This is a genomic window from uncultured Albimonas sp. (assembly GCF_963977235.1).
Lineage (GTDB): Bacteria > Pseudomonadota > Alphaproteobacteria > Rhodobacterales > Rhodobacteraceae > Albimonas.
The window spans coordinates 1-19,246 of sequence record NZ_CAXBOD010000073.1 but is presented as its reverse complement, the minus strand read 5'-3'; the positions used below and the strand labels follow the sequence as shown (position 1 = coordinate 19,246).

Genomic DNA, 19,246 nt, shown 5'->3' with positions numbered 1-19,246 from the left:
ATGCCTGAGCGACTCGCCCGCAGGGGTCAAGGACAAGCCGGCTTCGCCGGTCGCTGCGCGATCCTTGACCCCTGCGGACGAGTCGCTCCGGGCGGCATCCGCGAGAGACGGCTCCGGAGAACAGGCGCTCCCGGCGGGGCCCGGGACGGGCGCCGCGCGCGGGGCCCCGCGACACACGCCGCACCGGGATGCTGGGGGGCGGGGTTGACCTCTACCATGGTCGAGGTCCTATGTGCCGCGGGTCCTTTGCTCGACCGGAGCTTCACTTGACCTATCCTGCCTTCCAATGCTGACAGAACTCACACGTCGCGCCGCCGGGCTGTTCGATCCCAACGCCCCCGCGGTCGGGCTGCCCCCGCAGGCCTTCCTCGCCTTCTGCCGATGGGCCCTGCGCGGGTCCTTCCCCGTGTTCCTGGCCGCCATCGCCGCCAACGTCGCGCTCGCCTGGGCGGAGGTCGGCGTCTCCTGGGCCGTCTCCTGGCTGGTGGACGTGGTCGCCGAGGCCGGGCCCGCCCTGACCGAACCGGGCGCGCGGGCCGCGTTCCTCGCCGGACATGGCTGGGAAATCGCGCTGCTGGCCGTGTTCATCTTCGCCGCCCGGCCGCTGTGCATGGCGGTCAGCTCGGCGCTGATGCAGTTCTCGATCCAGCCGGGCATGTTCCACCAGACCGTGTTCCGCCTGCACCGGCACACGCTGGGCCAGGCGATGTCGTATTTCGAGGACGACTACGCCGGCCGCATCTCGGCCAAGCAGCTGCAGACGGGGACCGCGCTGACCGAGCTTGCGTCCGAGGTCGCGCAGGCGGTGGCCTTTGCGCTCGCCACCATGATCGCGGCGCTGGCCGCGCTTGGCGCCGCCGACTGGCGGCTGACGGTGGGGCTGCTGATCTGGCTGGCGGTCTACCTCGCCTGGATCGGCTGGATGCTGCCGCGGCTGCGCTCCAAGGCCCGCGCTCGGGCGGACGCGCAGTCGGGGCTCTCGGGGCAGCTGGTCGACACGATCTCGCACATGGAGACGGTGAAGCTCTTCGCCCATGCCGGGCGCGAGGAGGACCATGCCCGCGAGTCCCTGCAGCGGCTGCGCGAGGCCAAGCTCGACTTCGGGCGCACGGCCTGGGTCTACCGCGTGGTGATCGCGGTGCTGGCGGGCGCCCTTCCCGTGGCGCTGGTGGGCACGGCGCTGTGGCTTTGGGCCGGCGGCACGGGGTCGCCGGGCGCGGTGGCGCTGTCGGGGCTGCTGAGCCTGCGCATCGGCCAGATGTCGGGCTGGATCAGCTTCACGGCCATGGGCATGTTCGCCAACGCCGGCGTGGTCGAGGACGGCATCCGCACGCTGACTCCGCCCCACAAGCTGCTGGATCGCCCCGACGCCGCCCCCATGGCGCGGGCCAAGGGCCGGCTGACCTTCGACGCCGTCACCTTCAAGTACGGGCAGGAGCGCGAGCGCACCGGCGGCGGGCTGACCGGCTTCACGCTCGACGTGACGCCGGGCGAGAAGGTGGCGCTGGTCGGCCGCTCGGGCGCGGGCAAGTCCACGGCGATGAAGCTGGCGCTGCGGCTCTACGACCCCGAGGCGGGACGGGTGCTGCTGGACGGGACCGACATCCGGACGCTCGACCAGGACGCGCTGCGCCGCCAGATCGCCTTCGTCACCCAGGACACGGCGATGTTCAACCGCTCGGCGATGGAGAACATCCTCTACGGCCGTCCCGACGCGGGCATGGAGGAGGCGATCGAGGCCGCCCGCATGGCCGCCGCCCACGACTTCATCGAGGAGCTGGAGGATTTCCGCGGCCGCACCGGCTACGAGGCGCGGCTGGGCGAGCGCGGCGTGAAGCTCTCGGGCGGTCAGCGCCAGCGGGTGGCGATCGCGCGGGCGATCCTGAAGGACGCGCCGATCCTGATGCTGGACGAGGCGACCAGCGCGCTCGACTCCGAGACCGAGGCCGAGGTGCAGGAGGCGCTCGAGCGGCTGATGCAGGGCCGCACGGTCGTGGCCATCGCGCATCGGCTCTCGACCATCGCCTCGATGGACCGGATCGTGGTGATGGACGACGGCCGCATCGCCGAGGAGGGCCCGCATGAGGCGCTGCTCGCCCGCGGCGGCATCTATGCCGAGCTGTGGGGCCGCCAGTCGGGCGGCTTCATGGGGCTGGATGCGGCCGAGTAATGGGCCCGCACAGCCGCGCGCCGGTGTTCGAGACGCCGCGTCTTCGCTTGCGGCCGCGACGCCGCGAGGACCTGGCCGACTGCCTCGCCATGGACCGGGACCCGGAGGTGACCCGCTGGATCCCCGGCCCCTGGGACGATCCCGCGGCTCACGAGGCCTTCGTGCGGGCGCGGATCGAGGCCGAGCATGGCGAGGGCCTGGGCTACTGGGTGATCCATGAGCGCGCGGCGCCCGAACGCTTCCTGGGCTGGATCCTGCTGATCCCCGAAGATCCCGGCGACGCGGTCGCCCCGGCCGGCGGCGCAGGACCCCGCCCGGTCGGGGGCGCAGACGGCCTCGCCCGCGCGGCGCCGGGCGAGGTCGAGATCGGCTGGCGGCTGGCCCGCGCCGCCTGGGGCCGCGGCATCGCCACCGAGGCCGCCCTGCCCGTCGCGCGACATGCCTTCGCGACGCTCGGCCTGCCGCGACTGGCGGCGGATATCGCGACAGGCAACGCCGGCTCGCGACGGGTGGCCGAGAAGATCGGCATGCGCCCCCGCCCGGGCGAGCGCGCCGAGGCCGCCAGCCTGCGCCACGTCATGACGGCCGCGGACCTGGTCTGAACGCCCGCGGCCCGAGCCCCGCGCGCCCTCACCCCGCGCCCCGCCGCCCTAGCGCCGCGCGCCCTCACCCTGCGCCCCGCCGCCCGACGCCGCCGTTCCGGGCGCCAGCCGCTCGGCGCCGCGCCAACCACCCGGCGCCCGCCAGCCACCCGGCGCCGCGCCCGGCCGCCGGCGCCGGCGAGCGGCCGGCATCGGCGCGCGCGGGGGGCGCCGGCTCGCGACGATCGGGATGGACCGCCGGGCGCCGATGAGGCAGGACGGCGGCGTCCCGAGAGGCGGAGGCCCGCGATGACCCTCGATCCCCTGTTGGCGGCGGGATCGCCGATCCCGTCTCATGCGCTGACCGCGCTGGCGGCGGCCGTGCTGGGCGGCGTGCAGGTGCTGCGGCCCAAGGGCGGGCGAGGCCACCGGGCGATCGGCTGGGTGTTCGCGGCGCTGATGGCCTGGGTGGCGATCTCGGCGATCTTCATCTCGACGATCCGCGTCTGGGGGCCTTTCTCGCCGATCCACCTGCTGATCCCGGTGACGCTGGGCGCGCTCGTCTATGCCGTGCGGGCGGCGCGCCGGGGCGATATTCGCGGGCACCGGTCGGCGATGATCTCGCTCTACGTGATAGCGCTGCTGCTGACCGGCCTGTTCACGCTGCTGCCCGGGCGGATCATGCACGCGGCGGCGTTCGGGGGTTGAGGCGCCCCCGAACGCCCCGCAAAGCCCGTCACAGGCGGATGCGCGTCTCGGGCAGGCCGCGAGTGCCGCCGAGGCCGCGCATCACCGGGGGCTCGCCGACCAGTTCGGCCTCGGGCGCCTCCCGGGCGAGGACGGCGAGCGCCTCCTCCAGCTCGGCGCGGGCGAGCGCCTCGCCCAGGCACCGGTGGGCGCCGGCGCCGAAGACCGGGTGCAGCCTGGGGTGGTCGTCGCGGGCGATGTCGAAGACCTCCGGGCGCGCGTAGACGGCCGGGTCGCGCAGGGCGCCCAGCAGGGAGGCGGCCAGGTAGGTCCCCTCGGGAACCGCCACGCCCGCGATCTCGAAGTCCGCGATGGCGAGGCGGGGGATCGAGCCGACCACGGGATCGAAGCGCAGGCACTCGGCGGCGGCCGAGGCCTTCAGCCCCTCGGGATCGGCCTGCAGCGCCGCCCATTGCTCGGGGCGCGCCAGGATCTGGGCGAAGCCGGAGGCCAGCGCCATGCGGGTGGTGTCGGCGCCGCCCAGAACCACGGTCGCCACCTGGGTGCGGATCTCGTCCTCCGACAGGTCGGCGTCCTGCACCTTGGCCAGGAACTCGGTCAGGAAATCCTCGCGCGGGCGGGCGCGCCGCTCCTCCAGCAGGCGGGCGGCGTAGGCGACCAGCTCGGCCATGTCCGCGTCGGCCTCGTCCAGCACCTCCTTCGAGCGGAACGAGAGCCCGCGCGAGGCGCCGTAGACGACCTTGGTGAAATGCGGGATGTCCTCGGGCGGCAGGCCGAGGATGGCCGCGATCATCCGGGCGGCGAGCTGGCCCGAGACCTCGGCCCCGAAATCCGCCTCGCGGCCCTTCAGGGGGGCCAGCAGCGCGCGCGTCTGCTCGGCGATCTCGCCGCGCAGGGCGTTCATCAGCGGGTGGGCGAAGGCGCGGGCCAGGGGGCCGCGGCGGGCGCGGTGGCGCGCGTCGTTGGCAAACAGCAGCGAGCGGTCGAAGAAGTCGTAGACCGCGCCTCCGGTCCGCCCCTGCATCGTCATCGCCTCGAGCCCCACCTGCCGGGTGAAGCGCGGGTCGACCGCCCGCCACAGGTCGTCGTGGCCGAACAGCGTGACGATGCCGTAGCGGTCCACCGCGGCCGGTCCCTGGGCGCGCCAGTGGGCGATGAAGTCGTGGTCGCTCCAGCCCTCGGGGCGTTGCTCGAACCGCGGCAGGTCGCGGATGGCGACGGGGGCCGCGGCGGGCCCCTCGGCGCCGGGCGGGGGCGTCGGGACGGTGGCGTGGGTCATGGCTTCCTCCCTGGGGGCGGATCGGTCCGCACTTTCCCTTTGCGTAAAGGGTTTGCGATTCGGGGCGGCGCGGTCAATCGCGACGCTGCGTGACGCGGGGATGATCGTTCCGCGATCCAGGAGGGGGCGACGCGCTCGGCTCGCGTCGCGGATCGCCAAACGCCGGCCAGCGCCGCCGCCGACCGGCGGCAGGCGCGGGCGCCCCGATGCGGAACGGCGACGCTCCGGCAAAAATGCGGCGTCTCTGCGTCGCCCTGTCTCTGGACCTGTGCGGCGGGGGCGGCTAATCGGGCGGCGGAATGGTCCCCGTCTCGTGGGCGAGGACCGCCTCATACATATCGTCCCGCCAGCCGCGACAGCGCCAGCCGGAGAGCCGACGCGGACGGGCCGGGGAAGGAACGCGAAGGGGGTTGCCACGTGGCCCACGCAGAATCGGACTCCGAACCGACGCGCCGGGATTTCCTCTACATCGCCACGGCCGCGGCCGGCGCCGTGGGCGTCGGCGCAGCGGTCTGGCCGGCGATCGACCAGATGAACCCGTCCGCCGACGTCCTGGCGCTCGCCTCGATCAACGTCGACATCTCGGGCCTCGAGGAAGGCAGCCAGATGACGGTGAAGTGGCGGGGCAAGCCCGTCTTCATCCGTCACCGCACGGCTGACGAGATCGAAGCGGCGCGCGAAGTGCCGATGGCCGATCTCAAGGATCCCATGGCGCGCAACGACAACCTGCCCGGCGACGCGCCGGCCACGGATAGTGACCGTGCGCTCGACGAAGAGGGCAAGTACCTGGTGATGCTGGGCGTGTGCACCCACCTGGGCTGCGTGCCCCTGGGCGACGGCGCCGGCGACTTCGGCGGCTGGTTCTGCCCCTGCCACGGGTCGCATTACGACACCGCCGGCCGCATCCGCCGGGGCCCCGCCCCCGAGAACCTTCCCGTCCCCGTCGCCGCGCTGGCCGACGGCGTCGTGACGCTGGGCTGAGGAGACCTCCCTGATGGCTGGCATCCCGCACGAAAAGTACGAGCCCAAGTCGGGCATCGAGAAGTGGATCCACGCGCGCCTGGGCATCGGCGCGATGATCTACGACACCCTGATGATCCCCACGCCCAAGAACCTCAACTGGATGTGGATCTGGGGCATCATCCTGACCTTCTGCCTCGCGATGCAGATCGTCACCGGCATCATCCTGGTGATGCACTACACCCCCCACGTGGACATGGCCTTCGCCTCGGTCGAGCACATCATGCGCGACGTGAACGGCGGCTGGCTGATCCGGTACGTGCACGCGAACGGCGCCTCGCTGTTCTTCGTGGCGGTGTATTTCCACATCTTCCGCGGCCTCTACTACGGATCGTACAAGGCCCCGCGCGAGATCACCTGGATCATCGGCGTCCTGATCTACCTGGCGATGATGGCGACCGCCTTCATGGGCTACGTGCTGCCCTGGGGCCAGATGTCCTTCTGGGGCGCGACCGTGATCACCAACCTGTTCTCGGCCCTGCCGCTGGTCGGCGAGCCGATCGTGAACTGGCTGTGGGGCGGCTTCGCCGTCGACAACCCCACGCTGAACCGGTTCTTCTCGCTGCACTACCTGCTGCCCTTCGTGATCGTGGGCCTGGTGGCGGTGCACATCTGGGCCTTCCACTCGACCGGCAACAACAACCCCACGGGCGTTGAAGTCCGCCGCGGCTCGATCGACGAGGCCAAGAAGGACACCGTCCCGTTCTGGCCCTACTACGTGATGAAGGACCTGTTCGCCCTGGCGGTGGTCCTGCTGATCTTCGTGGTGTTCGTCTTCTACATGCCGAACTACCTGGGCCACGCCGACAACTACATCGAGGCGAACCCGCTCTCGACGCCGGCGCACATCGTGCCCGAGTGGTACTTCCTGCCCTTCTACGCGATCCTGCGCGCCATCACCTTCGACATCTGGTTCATCGACTCGAAGCTGGGCGGCGTGCTGGCCATGTTCGGCTCGATCGCCGTGCTGGCGGTGGCGCCGTGGCTGGACACCAGCCGCGTCCGCTCGGGCCGCTTCCGGCCGAAGTTCAAGATCTGGTTCTGGATCTTCGTCGTGAACTTCTTCGTGCTGATGTGGTGCGGCGGCCAGCCGGCCGAGGGCCTGGTGCCCACGATCTCGCTGATCGGCCTGATCTACTGGTTCGGCTATTTCCTGGTGATCCTGCCGCTGCTGGGTCTGATGGAAACCCCCAAGCCGCTTCCCGCCACCATCGAGGAAGACTTCGATCGGATGATGGACGAGAAGTACGCCAAGAAGAGCGGCGCCGCCGCCACGCCCGCCGAGTGAGCCGGGGAAGGAGACACACGATGCGCATCCTGACCGCCGCCCGCTCCGCAGGCATTCTCGCGGCCGCCCTGGCCCTTCCCCTCGCCGCCCATGCGGCGGGAGGCGGGGGCCATGTCGAGGACGTCAGCTTCTCGTTCGAGGGGCCGCTGGGGACCTTCGACCAGCACCAGCTCCAGCGGGGCCTGCAGGTCTACAACGAGGTCTGCGCGGCCTGCCACGGCCTGAAGTACGTGGCGTTCCGCACGCTCGGCGACGCCACCGGCCCCGGCTATGACGAGGACCAGGTCAACGCCCTCGCGGGCCTCTACGAGGTCGCCGACGACGCCGACGGCGCCCTGCCCGGCGACACCCGGACCGCGAAGGCCTCGGACAAGTTCCCGGCCAACACCTCGGCCGGCGCCCCCGACCTGAGCCTGATGGCCAAGGCTCGCGCCGGCTTCCACGGCCCCGCGGGCCTGGGCATCAACCAGCTGCTCAAGGGCGCCGGCGGGCCCGAGTACATCCACGGGATCCTCACCGGCTACACCGGCGAGACCCAGGACGTGGCGGGCGTGACCCTCTACGAGAACCACACGATGCCGGGGGGGCTGATCTCGATGCCCCCGCCGCTGAGCGAGGGGATCGTGGAATATGCCGACGGCACGCCGGCGACGGTCGATCAGATGTCCATGGACGTCTCGGCCTTCCTGATGTGGACCGCCGAGCCGAAGATGGCCGACCGCAAGGCCGCGGGCGCGCGCAACTTCATCTTCGTGGGCCTGCTGGCGGTGCTGCTGTACCTGACCAACAAGAAGCTCTGGGCGAACGTGAAGAAGAAGAAGGCCGCCTGAGGCCCCTTCGCCGCCAGGATCTTCGAGGGACGAGACAGGGCCCCGACCGCAAGGTCGGGGCCCTTCGCTGTCCGACGCCCTGCCAGCGCTCTGCCCGGCGACACGCTCCGCCGGCGCCGCATCCAGGCCTCCTGGCCCCGATCCCCCCCCAACGCGGTCAGGGTGCGCCCCTGCGCCCCCAGACGACGGGCGGACGAGGGGGCTCGTCCCGCCGTGCTCGCCCCGGCCGAGCCCGGCGCGCGCTCAGCCCGCGGCGGCGTCCGAGCCTGCGCGGCCCGTGCTCAACCGCAGCCCCGGCCAGTCCTTCGCGGCCAGCTCCGCAACCTTCCGGCGATACTCGTCCTGGCCGAGGTAGGGCATGAACACCCGCGGCTTGCCCGGGATGTTGGCGCCCATGTACCAGCTCGCCGCCTGGGGAAAGAGCGTCGCCGCCGCCCGCGCGTTGACATGCGCGACCCAGGCCTCCTGCGCCTCGGGCTCGGCCTCGATCAGCCGCGCCCCCCGCGCCTCCAGACGCGAGAGCTGCTCGCAGATCATCTCCACATGGTGCTCGATCGAGACGATCATGTTGGTCAGCACCGAGGGGCTGCCCGGCCCCGTCACCAGGAACAGGTTCGGGAACCCTGCGGCCAGCAGGCCGAGATAGGCCTTGGGCCCCTCGGCCCAGGCCTCCGACATCCGCCGCCCCCCGCGTCCGACCGGATCGATGTTCAGGATCGCGCCGGTCATCGCATCGAAGCCCGTGGCGTAGACGATGGCGTCATAGGGCGCCTCGCCGGCCGAGGTCCGCACGCCGGCCTCGGTCACCCGCTCCAGCGGCGTCTCGCGCAGGTTCACGAGGCGCACGTGGGGGAGGTTGAAGGTCTCGAAATAGTCGGTGTCCACGCAGATGCGCTTGGTGAAGATCGGGTAGTCGGTCGGGCACAGGGCCTCGGCGGTCTCGGGGTCGGTCACGATCTCGCGGATGCGCTCGCGCACGAACTCGGCGGCGTAGGCGTTGGCCTCGGGGTCGAGGGCGAGGTCGCTGTAGGCGGCCGAGAAGGTGATCCCCCCCGACTCCCAGCGCTTGGCGAACTCGGCCTCGCGCTCCTCGGGGGTCGCCTCCAGCACAGGTTTTTCGGGCAGCGTGGCGACGATGGCGTTGCGGGTGTTGGCGCGGGCCCATTCGCGGCGCTCGGCGGATCTGGCCCGCCAGTCCTCGCGCTCGGCCTCGGTCAGCGGCGCATTGCGCGCGGGGATAGAGAAGTTGGGGGTGCGCTGGTGAACCGCCAGCTCGCGCGCCTGCCCGGCGATGATCGGGATCGCCTGGATCGCCGAGGAGCCGGTGCCGATCACCGCCACCCGCTTGCCGGTGAAGTCGACGCCCTCATGGGGCCACATGCCGGTGTGGTAGGTCTCGCCCTTGAAGTCCTCGCGCCCGGGGATGTCGGGCATCGAGGTCGAGGACAGGCAGCCGGTGGCGAGCGCGAGGTGCGCGGCCTCGGCGGGGCCGGCCGAGGTTGCCACGCGCCAGAGGCCCGCCGCCTCGTCCCACTCGGCCCCCTCGACCGAGGTCGAGAAGCTGATGTCGCGCTTGAGGTCGTGCCGCTCGGCCACGAATTCGGCATAGGCTTGGATCTCGGGCTGGGCGGCGTATTTCTCCGACCAGGTCCAGTCGCGCTCGAGCTCGGGGTCCCACGAATAGGAGTACTGCAGCGATTCCACGTCGCAGCGGGCGCCGGGATAGCGGTTCCACCACCAGGTGCCGCCCACGCCCTCGGCCCGCTCGTAGACATGGGCGCTCAGACCCATGCCGCGCAGTCGGTGCAGCAGGTAGAGGCCGGCGAATCCGGCGCCGACCACGATGACGTCGAATCGCGCGGGCTTGGGGTCCGACATGAAGCTCCTCCCATGGGGTTTGATTTCGGCGGGCCGGCCGCCGCGGCGTCTGCGCGCCCGGCTGGCATCATGGCGCTGACCGACCGGCCGTTCAATAGCGGCGCCGGCGCTGCGGGCGGCGCGTAAAGACTTTGGAAACCCTGAGCCGCGATGCTGCGCGCATCCCCCCGCCGGGCAGGAGGCTCGGAATGTCGCTCAACTCTCAGATCACTACGGCGATGGGTTCGGTGCCCGAGTGCATCGCGGCCGGCTACGTGGACATGAGCACGGGCATGCTCATGGCCGTCAGCACGCTCGACACCCATCCCGAGGAGGTGCTGGACATGGTCGCGGCGGCCACCGCCGACCTGTTCCAGGGCCCCACGGTCTCGGAGATCGAGCGGCGCTTCAAGCGGGAGCGGGGCCTGCCGGAGAACAAGGAGATCCGCTATTTCAAGGAGATGCTGGTGCTCTCGGAGAACCTGATCCACGTGTTCCTGCGCGCGCCCTCGCAGCCGGACCACGCGGCGGTGTTCGTCACCCGGCGCACGGCCAACATCGGCATGGTGCTGACCAAGGCGCGGATGTCGATGCAGGCCCTGGGCGAGGCCGTGCAGGGCCCCGCCGCGGGCTGAGTCCGCCCGCTCGCGCTGGCCCGGCGGGGGGCCCCGCGCGTGCCGGACGGACCCGCGCCCGTGAGCGCCGCGCCGCGCCGCCGGGAGGGACCCTGGCTGCGCGCGGGCGACGCGAGCCGGTGCGGAGAGGCGGGACGACAGGGGCGAGGCTGCCGATGCGGGCCGCCCCTGACGGCCGGGCCGACGCCAGCGGGGACCGGCCGCGGGGCGGCGGCTGCGCAGGTCCCGCCCCGACGCCATGCCGCGCCGCGTTCCGTGGCCGGTCGCGCTAGGCTGCCCCAGGTTTCACGGCCGAGCCGCCAGGCTGCGCCCGGTTTCACGGCCGGGCGCGCCAGGCTGCGCCAGGTTTCACGGCCGGGCGCGCCAGGCTGCGCCCGGTTTCACAGCGTCCACCCGCGAGGCATCCCATGACCGTCCCCCCCGCCCGCGACTGGATCCTGACGCTCAACGCCGGATCGTCCTCGCTGAAGCTCGCCCTCCATGACCTCGAGGGGGCCGAGATCGCCGCGGGCCAGATGTCGGACCTCGACGTGATGACCGTGTCCTCCGCGCGTCTCGGCGAGACGACGCGGGCGCTGGCCGAGGGGCGGGGTCTGGCCGCCGCGCCCCTCGCCGTCGGCCATCGCGTCGCCCACGGGGTCGAGTTCCGCGCCCCCGGCGAACTGACCCCGGCGATGCGCGCGGCGCTCGAGAAGGCCTGCGCCTTCGCGCCGCTGCACAACCCGCCCGCGCTGCACGTGATCGACGCGGCCGCCGAGCTGTTCCCGCAAGCCCGCCGCACGGCCTGTTTCGACACCGCCTTCCACGCCACCCAGCCGCCCGAGGAGACCACCTTCCCGATCCCCGAGGCCTGGCGCGCGGCCGGGCTGCGGCGCTACGGGTTCCACGGGCTGAGCTACGCCTCGATGGTCCGCCGTCTGCCCGCGCAGCTCGGCGGCCCCCTGCCCCCGCGGCTGCTGGCCTGCCACCTGGGCGCGGGCTCCTCGATGGCGGCGATCCGGGAGGGGGTCTCGGTCGCGACCACCATGGGCTTCTCGCCGATGGAGGGGCTGGTGATGGCCACCCGCTGCGGGGAGCTCGATCCCGGCGTGATCTTCCACCTGCTGCGCGCGGGCGAGACCCCGGAGAGCCTGGAGCGCGCGCTGAACCGCGACAGCGGCCTGAAGGCGCTGGGCGGCTCGGGCTCGATGAAGGACCTGCTGGCGCGCGACGACCCGGCGGCCCGCTTTGCCGTCGCGCACTACTGCCATTGGGCGATCCGGCACGCGGGCTCGCTGATCGCGGGCATGGGGGGCGTGGACGCGATCTGCTTCACCGGCGGGATCGGCGAGCATGCGGCCCCGGTGCGCGAGGCGATCCTCGACGGGCTGCGCTGGGCGGGGCTGGACGAAGGCGCCTGCCACGTGATCGTGGCCGACGAGGCGGGCGAGATCGCCCACGCCACCCTCGCCATCCTGCGGGGCTGAGCGCCCCGGCCCCGGCCGCGGAGGCCCGGGCCGGGCCGCCGGGGGTCAGGCCAGGATCAGGAAATCCGAGGCCGAGAGGTCGTCCGCGTCCGTCCGGGCAAGCGTGACGCTCGAGCCTCCGCCAAGGTCGATCAGCAGGTCGCGCCCGAGGTCGGTGGTCAGCCCCATGATGCCGGCGAAATCGGCCGCGGGCAGCGGCGCCCCGATGTCGGAGATCAGGACCAGCAGGTCCTCGCCCGGCTTGAAGTCGACGATCAGGTCGGCGCCGCCGCCCATGAAATACTCGAATTCGTCCGCGCCTTTGCCGCCGACCAGCCGGTCGTCGCCGCCCTCGCCGCCCAGAACGTCGTCGCCCCCGCCGCCATAGATCACGTCCTCTCCGGCGCCGCCGTAGAGGCTGTCGGCGCCCTCGCCCCCGTCCAGAAGGTTCCAGGTCGGCGTGGCGCCCGCCGCGGTGCCCGACTGGCCGTCGGCATAGATCACGTCGTCGCCCTCGCCGCCGTAGAGCCGGTCGATCCCCTCGCCGCCGCGGATCCGGTCGTCGCCCTCGCCCCCGTAGGCGCGGTTGTTGCCGGCCGAGTCCGCCAGCACGCTGACCGCGTCGGTGTAGATCGTGTCGTTCCCGGCGCCGCCATAGATCACGTCGTCGCCCAGATGCACCGCGTAGAGCGAGGACGGATCGGCCTGGAAGTCGCCGTAGATGACGTCGTCCCCATCGCCCCCGTAGAGGAGGTCGTCGCCTGCGAAGGTTGCCGGCGAGGTGGCGGCGGTTTCGCCCGCCGCGGGACCCAGCCGCTCGGCGTCGCCCACGATCAGGTCGCCCGAGGCGAAGCCGACGATCACGTCGTGACCCATCGGGGTCCCTGCCGCGACCGTGCCCTGGCCGTCGCCGTAAAGCGCGTCGGCCCCGACCGTCCCGAAGTCGAAATCAATCCCGAAGATGGAGCCGCTGCGACCCTGCAGGCCGCCGAAAACCCATCCCAGAAGGCTCCCAAGTCCCAGAGGCATGTGACGCACCCCCCTTTGCCGCCGTCCCGCGACGGGAGACGTCGGGGGACGGTCAAATGAACACACGCCACAATGTTAATATTTCTGAACGGATTCGCCAGCCGTTTTTTCCACGGCGCAGGATGACCCTTCAGGCTTCTGCCCAGCACCCCATGCGGGGCCTGCGAAACGCAGCCCAACCCCGAGTTCCGGGTCAGTGTCCGGAGCAATCTCGTTCAGGCGTTTCCCGCGGGCGCGGCCTGGCCGATCGCCGACCTCGCCTTTCCGGCGCTCCGGCCGAGGCGCCAAGGCCGGGCTCAGCCCAGGATCACGCCGACCGCGACCATCGCGAGGCCGATGAAGCCGGTGCCGACCGAGGCGAAGTTGACCGCGTTCAGCTTGCGCAGGCGGGTCCGGATCTCCTCGGGCTTGCGGTCGGGGGAGCGCAGGCGCAGCCCCTCGCGGATGCACCAGGCAAGCCCGCCCAGCCCCACAACGGCCAGCACGGCCCCCACCCAGATCAGCGCCTGCATCAGCCTCGGTCCTCTCCGATCACGCCCGCGATTTCGGCGGCGAGCGTTGCGCCGTCCGCCAGTCTCAGCAGCCACGGCGCCGGAACCCCGGCGCCTCCGAGGCCATGTATGGCCCCTTCCACGGCGCCCAGCAGGATCGCCCGTCCGCAGGAATCGCCGCCCGCGCGGATGTTCATCTCGACCGCCTCGGCGAAGGAGCCGGCGTGCAGCAGGATGTGGGCGGCGACCGGCACGGACATCGACATCGGGCAGGCCCGCCCGACCTCTCCGGCGAAGGCGACCGGATCGGGGCCGGCGGCGCGGGCGCGGGCGAGGCCCTGGGCCACGGCCTCGGGGGCGCCGGTCTCGCCGGCGGCGACGGCCTCGGCCGGGTTCGCGCCGATCAGGGCGGCGGCGAGGATGCGGGCGCCGGCCAGCGCCCAGTCGCGGGCCGCGGCGCCGGTCGAGGTCATCGCCACGGCGGCGGCCAGCTGCACCGCGTCGGCCGCGCCTCCGGGCCGGCAGACCAGCGCGGGCAGGCGCGCGAATCCCGGGATCTGATCGTCCTCGACGCCCGAAGGGTCGCGCTGGCCGGCCGCGAGATTGGCCAGCGTGCCGCGGGTCGGCTTGTCGATGTAGCCCACCCACCAGCCGCCCGCGCCGAAGGCGGCCGCGAACCGGTCCTGCGCCTCCGAGAGGTCGACCCCCCGCGCGCCCACCGCCTGCATGGCGGTGCGCAGGGCGGCGCCGTAGTGCGACAGCTCCCCCGCGCGCTTGCCGGGATGGACGAAGACGCCGGCGGCGCCCTCGAAATCGGCGGGGTCGGGGGCGCGGAAGACCAGCGGCCCCTCCAGCGCGGCGATGCGCGCGGGATCGTAGAGCCAGTGCAGCCCCAGCGCCGCCGCATCGGCGACCAGAGCGCCCAGCAGGGCGGCCTCGGCGCGGTCGCGCCGTTCGGTCCTGGCGTGCATCTCCGGCCTCCTTCTCGCGCCCGACATCGACGACCGCGTTACCAGAGCAGGCGGGCCCATGCTACGGTCAGGGGGTCGCGTGCAGGACCGGGAGGGGCGCGGGGATGGAGCGGGTTCTCAAGACGCTGGGCCTCGCGGTGACGGCCGCGGTGGGGCTGGGGGGCCTGGGGCTGACCGCCTGGAACCACGCCCATACGCAGGAGCTCGCCGCCCGACGCCCGTTCCTCGAGCGGCAGATGGCGCTGTGCTTCGAGGCCTCGCGCCTGGCCGCCCAGCTCGCGACCTCGCCCGCCGCCGAGACCCGCGCCGCCGCCGGCGCCCGCTTCGAGGAGCTGTACTGGGGCGAGCTTGCCATCGTCGAGGACGCGGCGGTCGAGCAGGCGATGGTCGCCTTCCGCGCCGCCTGGACCGCGGGCAAGGACCCCTCCTCCCTGCGCGTCCCGGCCCTCACCGTCGCCCACCGCTGCCGCGACCTGGTCCTGTCGAGCTGGGACATCGACCTCGGCCCGCTCCCTTCCGCCCGCCGCTGACGCGCGCGCCCCGGCCCCGAGGCGACCCGACAGCGCCGGTTCTATGGCGAGGTCGGAAGCGGCCTTGCGCGGGCCCCGGCCCGCCCGCGCCGCAGGCGCGCATGCCAAGCCCGCCCGCAGGGCGCCCGTAGACCGCTCCCTCATCGGGCGGCGCCTCACTCCTCCGGCAGGCACCCCCCGCCCGAGGGCGTGTCGAGCCAGAACACGTCCCCCGCCGCCATCTCGGTCTTGTCGGCCGACCTCAGCTCGTCGACAGAGCCGTCGACCCGTTCGATCCGGGTGCGCCCCAGCTCCCCCGCCTCGCCGCCCGCCAGCCCCGGCGGCGGCGTCACCCGGTGGCCCGAGAGGATCGAGGCCGTCATCGGCTCCAGGAACCGGATCCGCCGCCGCGTCCCGTCGCCCCCATGGAAAGCCCCCGCCCCGCCCGAGCCCTCACGGATCGAGAATTCCTCGAGCAACACCGGGAAGCGCCACTCCAGCACCTCGGGGTCGGTGAGGCGCGAGTTGGTCATGTGCGTGTGCACGCCCGAGGTCCCCGGATGCCCGCTGCCGTCATTCAGAAGCCCCGCGCCGGAGCCCCCGCAGACGGTCTCGTAATACTGGTAGGTCGCGTTGCCCCAGGTGACGTTGTTCATCGTCGACTGCGCCGCCGCCTGCACGCCCAGCGCCAGCAGCAGACAGGAGGTCACCGCCTGGCTGACCTCGACGTTGCCCGCGATCACGGCCGCGGGATACTCCGGCGCGATCATCGAGCGGGGGGGCACGATCACCTTCAGGGGCTTCATCACCCCCTCGTTCATCGGGATCGAGTCCTCGACCAGCAGGCGGAAGACGTAGAGCACCGCGGCCCGGGTCACCGGCTCGGGCGCGTTGTAGTTGGTGCCCAGTTGCTCGGTCGTGCCGGTGAAGTCGACGGTCGCCTCGCGGGCCTGCGCGTCGACGGTGATCTTCACCCGGATCTCGCGGGACTTGCCGTCGTAGTCGGGGTCCATCGGATAGACGTACTCGCCGTCCTTCAGCGTGGCGATGGCGCGGCGGACGCATTCCTCGGCGTTGTCCTGGACGTGGCCCATGTAGGCGTCGACCACCTCGCGGCCGAACTGGGCGACCATGCGGCGCAGCTCCCGCGCGCCCTTCTCGCAGGAGGCCACCTGCGCCTTGAGGTCGGCGATGTTGGTGTCCGGCGCGCGACACGGCCAGTCGCCCGAGGTCAGCAGCGCGCGCGTCTCGGCCTCGCGGAACACGCCCTTGTCGACCAGTTTCCAGTTGTCGATCAGGACGCCCTCGTCCTCGACCCGGCGCGAGTCAGGCGGCATCGAGCCCGGCGTCAGCCCGCCGATGTCGGTGTGGTGGCCGCGCGCGGAGGTGTAGAAGACGATCTCGCTCTCGTCCTCGCTCCACACCGGCGTCACCACGGTCACGTCCGGCAGGTGGGTGCCGCCGTTGTAGGGCGCGTTCAGCACGTAGACGTCGCCGGGGCTCATCACCGGGTTCTGCGCGATGATCGACTTCACCGAGGCGCCCATCGAGCCGAGATGCACCGGCATGTGCGGCGCGTTGGCGATCAGGTCGCCTTCCGCGTCGAAAACCGCGCAGGAGAAGTCCAGCCGCTCCTTGATCGTGACCGAGGCGGCGGTGTTCTCCAGCACCGCGCCCATCTGCTCGGCGATGGACATGAAGAGGTTGTTGAACACCTCCAGCAGCACCGGATCCGCCTTGGTGCCGGCGGCCTCGGAGCGGGCCTTCGCCTCGATCCGGTGGAGCTTCACATGGTCATGCGCGGTGATCCGCGCCTGCCAGCCGTCCTCGATCACGATCGAGGTGTGGGGCTCGACCAGCACCGCGGGGCCGGTCAGAACGTCGCCCGGGCGCATCTCCTCGCGCTTCACGTAGCGGGCGCGGCGCCACTCCCCTTCCGAGAAGAACTCGCCCTCGAGCGCGGTGGGGAAGGCGGTTTCCTCCCGCTCGTCGGTCGGGTGCGAGGGCTCCGAGAGGTCGGCGGCGCGGCCGACGGCCTCCTGGCTGATCGCCTCGATCACCAGCGGCTTGTCGCCGGGATCGAAGCCGAAGCGCTGGCGGTGGGCCTCGGCGAAGGCCTCGCGCATGTCGGCTTCCGTGGACAGCGGGATCTCGATCGCGGTGTCGGTGCCCTCGACCTTCAGCAGCAGTCGGGGGTGGTAGGTGATTTCCTTCGGGTTGACGCCCTGCCCTTCCACCTCGCCGCCCACGATCATCGAGATGCGGTCGAGGTCGGCGGCCGCCTGCAGGCGCGTCTCGCGGGTCAGGCGCGCCTCGACCGCCTGCTGACGCGAGGACCTCACGTCCGCGAGCCCCATCCCGTAGGCCGACAGAAGCGAGGCCAGCGGGTGGATCAGCGCCCGCTCCATCCCCAGCAGGTCGGCGATCCGGCAGGCGTGCTGCGCCCCCGCCCCGCCGAACACCGTCAGGCAATAGTCCGAAACGTCGTGCCCCCGCTGCACCGAGATCTTCTTCACCGCGTTCGCCATGTTCTCGCAGGCGATGCGCAGGAAGCCGTCGGCAAGTTCCTCGGGCGCGCGGCCGACGTCCTCGGCCATCGCCTCGAAGGCCTTGCGGGTGGCGGCGGCGTCCAGCGGCTGGTCGGCGTCGGGCCCGAAGATCGAGGGGAAGAACTCCGGCTTCAGCTTGCCGACCATGACGTTGGCGTCGGTGACCGCCAGCGGCCCGCCGTTGCCGTAGCAGGCGGGGCCGGGATAGGCGCCCGCGCTCTGCGGCCCCACCTGCAGCCGGCCGTCCTTGTACTGCAGCAGGCTGCCGCCGCCGGCCGCGACCGTGTGGATGTGCATCATCGGGGCGCGCAGGCGCACGCCGGCGACCTCGGTGTGCAGGACCCGCTCGAACTCGCCGTTGTAGTGGCACACGTCGGTCGAGGTGCCGCCCATGTCGAAGCCGATGATCCGGCGCTCGTCGGCGATCTCGGAGGTGCGCACCGCGCCCACGACCCCTCCCGCGGGGCCCGAGAGGATCGCGTCCTTGCCCTGGAACAGCGTCGCGTCGGTCAGCCCGCCCGAGCTCATCATGAACATCAGCTTGCCGCCCAGCGCCTCGGCGCCCTCGTCCTCGCCCACCCGGTCGAAGGCCGAGGCGACGCGGTCGACATACCGGCGCAGGATGGGGGAGAGATAGGCGTCGACAACGGTGGTGTCGCCGCGCGAGACCATCTTCATCAACGGGCTGACCTCGTGGGAGGCCGAGACCTGGCCGAAGCCCATCTCGCGCGCGATCCGGGCCGCGCGTTTCTCATGCCGGGCATGGCGATAGGCGTGCACGAAGACAATGGCGACCGCGTCGATGCCCTCGGCCTTCGCGGCGCCCAGCCGCTCGCGCAGGGCGTCCTCGTCCAGCGGCGTCTCGACCGAGCCGTCGGCCAGCAGCCGCTCGTCCGCCTCCACCACCTGCTCATAGAGCAGTTCGGGCAGCACGATGTGGCGGTCGAACAGGCGCGGACGGTTCTGGTAGCCCAGCCGCAGCTGGTCGCGCAGCCCCTTGGTGATCACCAGCAGCGTGCGGTCGCCCTTGCGCTCGAGCAGCGCGTTGGTGGCCACCGTGGTGCCCATCTTCACGGCGTTGATCCGCGCGGCCGGGATCGCCTCGTCCGAGCCCAGCCCCAGGAAACGCCGAATGCCCTCGAGGGCGGCGTCGGGATACTGGTCGGGATTCTCCGAGAGCAGCTTGGCGGTATGGATTTCGCCGTCGGGGTCGCGGGCCACGACGTCGGTGAAGGTGCCGCCGCGGTCGATCCAGAAGTCCCAACGGCTCATCCAACGCCTCCTTCACCAGCCCGTCCCGCAGGGGTAAAGGGGGTTGGGGACATAGGCAACCGGGAGCGGGCCGCGCGCATGGAAATCAGGGCTCTGAGGCCGAACGACCTGCCCGCCGTGGCGGAGATCTGGAACCCGCTCGTGCGCGAGACCACGATCACCTTCACCTCCGAGGAGAAGACCCCCGAGGCGCTCGCCGCCTGGCTCGCCGCCCCCGGCCCCTGCCTCGGGGGCTTTGAGGGCGAGACCCTGCTCGGCTTCGTCTCCGCCCACCAGTTCCGCCCCGGCCCCGGCTACGCCCGCACCTACGAGCACTCGATCAACCTCGCGCCCGAGGCCCGCGGCCGCGGCCTCGCCCGCCCGTTGATGGAGGCGCTGTTCGCCGCCCTGCGCCCCACGCCGGTCCACAGCCTGATCGGCGCGATCACCGCGACCAACGCCGCCTCGATCGCCCTCCACGCCCGTCTCGGCTTCGCCGAGGTCGCCCGCATTCCCGAGGCCGGCTGGAAGTTCGACCGCTTCCACGACCTGGTCCTGATGCAGAAAACCCTCTGACCCCACGCGCGACGCCCCGGCGCGACGCCCGAACACCCCTCGGCAAGCGCCTGTTCT

16 protein-coding genes are annotated in these 19,246 nt (G+C 72.2%); 10 read left to right on the top strand and 6 right to left on the bottom strand.

Features of this window, described 5'->3' with window-relative positions:
- Window positions 1-286: 286 nt before the first annotated feature.
- The 3 genes from AAC134_RS21145 to AAC134_RS21135 all read left to right on the top strand — a co-directional run bounded on the left by AAC134_RS21145 (window position 287) and on the right by AAC134_RS21135 (window position 3,459).
- Entirely contained in the window at window positions 287-2,170 is a 1,884-nt protein-coding gene (locus AAC134_RS21145) for an ABC transporter ATP-binding protein (protein WP_339951287.1), read from the top strand.
- A complete protein-coding gene (locus tag AAC134_RS21140; protein ID WP_339951285.1) occupies window positions 2,170-2,772 on the top strand; it encodes a GNAT family N-acetyltransferase in 603 nt (200 codons plus the stop codon). The genes AAC134_RS21145 and AAC134_RS21140 overlap by 1 nt, the downstream gene beginning before the upstream one ends.
- Window positions 2,773-3,060: 288 nt before the next feature.
- Window positions 3,061-3,459, top strand: coding sequence for a DUF2306 domain-containing protein (locus tag AAC134_RS21135; protein WP_339951283.1), 399 nt, complete (start codon window positions 3,061-3,063; stop codon window positions 3,457-3,459).
- Between the two features lie 28 nt (window positions 3,460-3,487).
- Here AAC134_RS21135 and AAC134_RS21130 read toward each other — a convergent pair whose 3' ends face one another.
- The gene (locus AAC134_RS21130) at window positions 3,488-4,738 is read right to left on the bottom strand and encodes a cytochrome P450 (protein WP_339951281.1); all 1,251 of its coding nucleotides are present in this window, start codon (window positions 4,736-4,738) and stop codon (window positions 3,488-3,490) included.
- Window positions 4,739-5,155: 417 nt separating this feature from the next.
- On the opposite strand from AAC134_RS21130, the gene petA reads away from it, so the two are divergent.
- The 3 genes from petA to AAC134_RS21115 are packed head-to-tail and all read left to right on the top strand — an operon-like array spanning window position 5,156 to window position 7,876.
- The gene (petA, locus tag AAC134_RS21125; protein ID WP_339951279.1) at window positions 5,156-5,719 is read left to right on the top strand and encodes a ubiquinol-cytochrome c reductase iron-sulfur subunit; all 564 of its coding nucleotides are present in this window, start codon (window positions 5,156-5,158) and stop codon (window positions 5,717-5,719) included.
- Between the two features lie 13 nt (window positions 5,720-5,732).
- Entirely contained in the window at window positions 5,733-7,046 is a 1,314-nt protein-coding gene (locus AAC134_RS21120) for a cytochrome b N-terminal domain-containing protein (RefSeq protein WP_339951277.1), read from the top strand.
- 20 nt (window positions 7,047-7,066) lie between these two features.
- Window positions 7,067-7,876 carry a cytochrome c1 gene (locus AAC134_RS21115; RefSeq protein ID WP_339951275.1) on the top strand — a complete coding sequence of 270 codons (810 nt, stop codon included), beginning with the start codon at window positions 7,067-7,069 and terminating at the stop codon, window positions 7,874-7,876.
- A gap of 243 nt (window positions 7,877-8,119) precedes the next feature.
- On the opposite strand, the gene AAC134_RS21110 is transcribed toward AAC134_RS21115, so the two are convergent.
- Window positions 8,120-9,754, bottom strand: a complete 1,635-nt coding sequence (locus tag AAC134_RS21110) for an NAD(P)/FAD-dependent oxidoreductase (RefSeq protein WP_339951273.1) — start codon at window positions 9,752-9,754, stop codon at window positions 8,120-8,122.
- 188 nt (window positions 9,755-9,942) lie between these two features.
- Between AAC134_RS21110 and AAC134_RS21105 the strand changes: the two genes are divergently transcribed.
- Window positions 9,943-10,368, top strand: coding sequence for a hypothetical protein (locus tag AAC134_RS21105; protein ID WP_339951271.1), 426 nt, complete (start codon window positions 9,943-9,945; stop codon window positions 10,366-10,368).
- Window positions 10,369-10,775: 407 nt separating this feature from the next.
- On the top strand, window positions 10,776-11,834 hold the full coding sequence (locus AAC134_RS21100; protein WP_339951269.1) for an acetate kinase: 1,059 nt from the start codon (window positions 10,776-10,778) through the stop codon (window positions 11,832-11,834).
- Window positions 11,835-11,879: 45 nt separating this feature from the next.
- On the opposite strand, the gene AAC134_RS21095 is transcribed toward AAC134_RS21100, so the two are convergent.
- The 3 genes from AAC134_RS21095 to AAC134_RS21085 all read right to left on the bottom strand — a co-directional run bounded on the left by AAC134_RS21095 (window position 11,880) and on the right by AAC134_RS21085 (window position 14,304).
- On the bottom strand, window positions 11,880-12,842 hold the full coding sequence (locus AAC134_RS21095) for a calcium-binding protein (protein ID WP_339951267.1): 963 nt from the start codon (window positions 12,840-12,842) through the stop codon (window positions 11,880-11,882).
- Window positions 12,843-13,138: 296 nt separating this feature from the next.
- Window positions 13,139-13,354 (bottom strand): hypothetical protein, encoded by a 216-nt coding sequence (locus AAC134_RS21090; protein WP_339951265.1) that lies wholly within the window; start codon window positions 13,352-13,354, stop codon window positions 13,139-13,141.
- Window positions 13,354-14,304, bottom strand: coding sequence for an ADP-ribosylglycohydrolase family protein (locus AAC134_RS21085; RefSeq protein ID WP_339951263.1), 951 nt, complete (start codon window positions 14,302-14,304; stop codon window positions 13,354-13,356). Before AAC134_RS21085 ends, AAC134_RS21090 begins: the two co-directional genes overlap by 1 nt.
- A gap of 104 nt (window positions 14,305-14,408) precedes the next feature.
- Here AAC134_RS21085 and AAC134_RS21080 point away from each other — a divergent pair, with 104 nt between their 5' ends.
- Window positions 14,409-14,834: a hypothetical protein gene (locus tag AAC134_RS21080; protein ID WP_339951261.1), complete on the top strand. Its 426-nt coding sequence runs from the start codon at window positions 14,409-14,411 to the stop codon at window positions 14,832-14,834.
- A 155-nt stretch (window positions 14,835-14,989) separates the two neighbouring features.
- On the opposite strand, the gene AAC134_RS21075 is transcribed toward AAC134_RS21080, so the two are convergent.
- Window positions 14,990-18,634 (bottom strand): hydantoinase B/oxoprolinase family protein, encoded by a 3,645-nt coding sequence (locus AAC134_RS21075; RefSeq protein WP_339951259.1) that lies wholly within the window; start codon window positions 18,632-18,634, stop codon window positions 14,990-14,992.
- 78 nt (window positions 18,635-18,712) lie between these two features.
- Between AAC134_RS21075 and AAC134_RS21070 the strand changes: the two genes are divergently transcribed.
- On the top strand, window positions 18,713-19,189 hold the full coding sequence (locus AAC134_RS21070) for an N-acetyltransferase family protein (protein WP_339951257.1): 477 nt from the start codon (window positions 18,713-18,715) through the stop codon (window positions 19,187-19,189).
- Window positions 19,190-19,246: the final 57 nt, after the last annotated feature.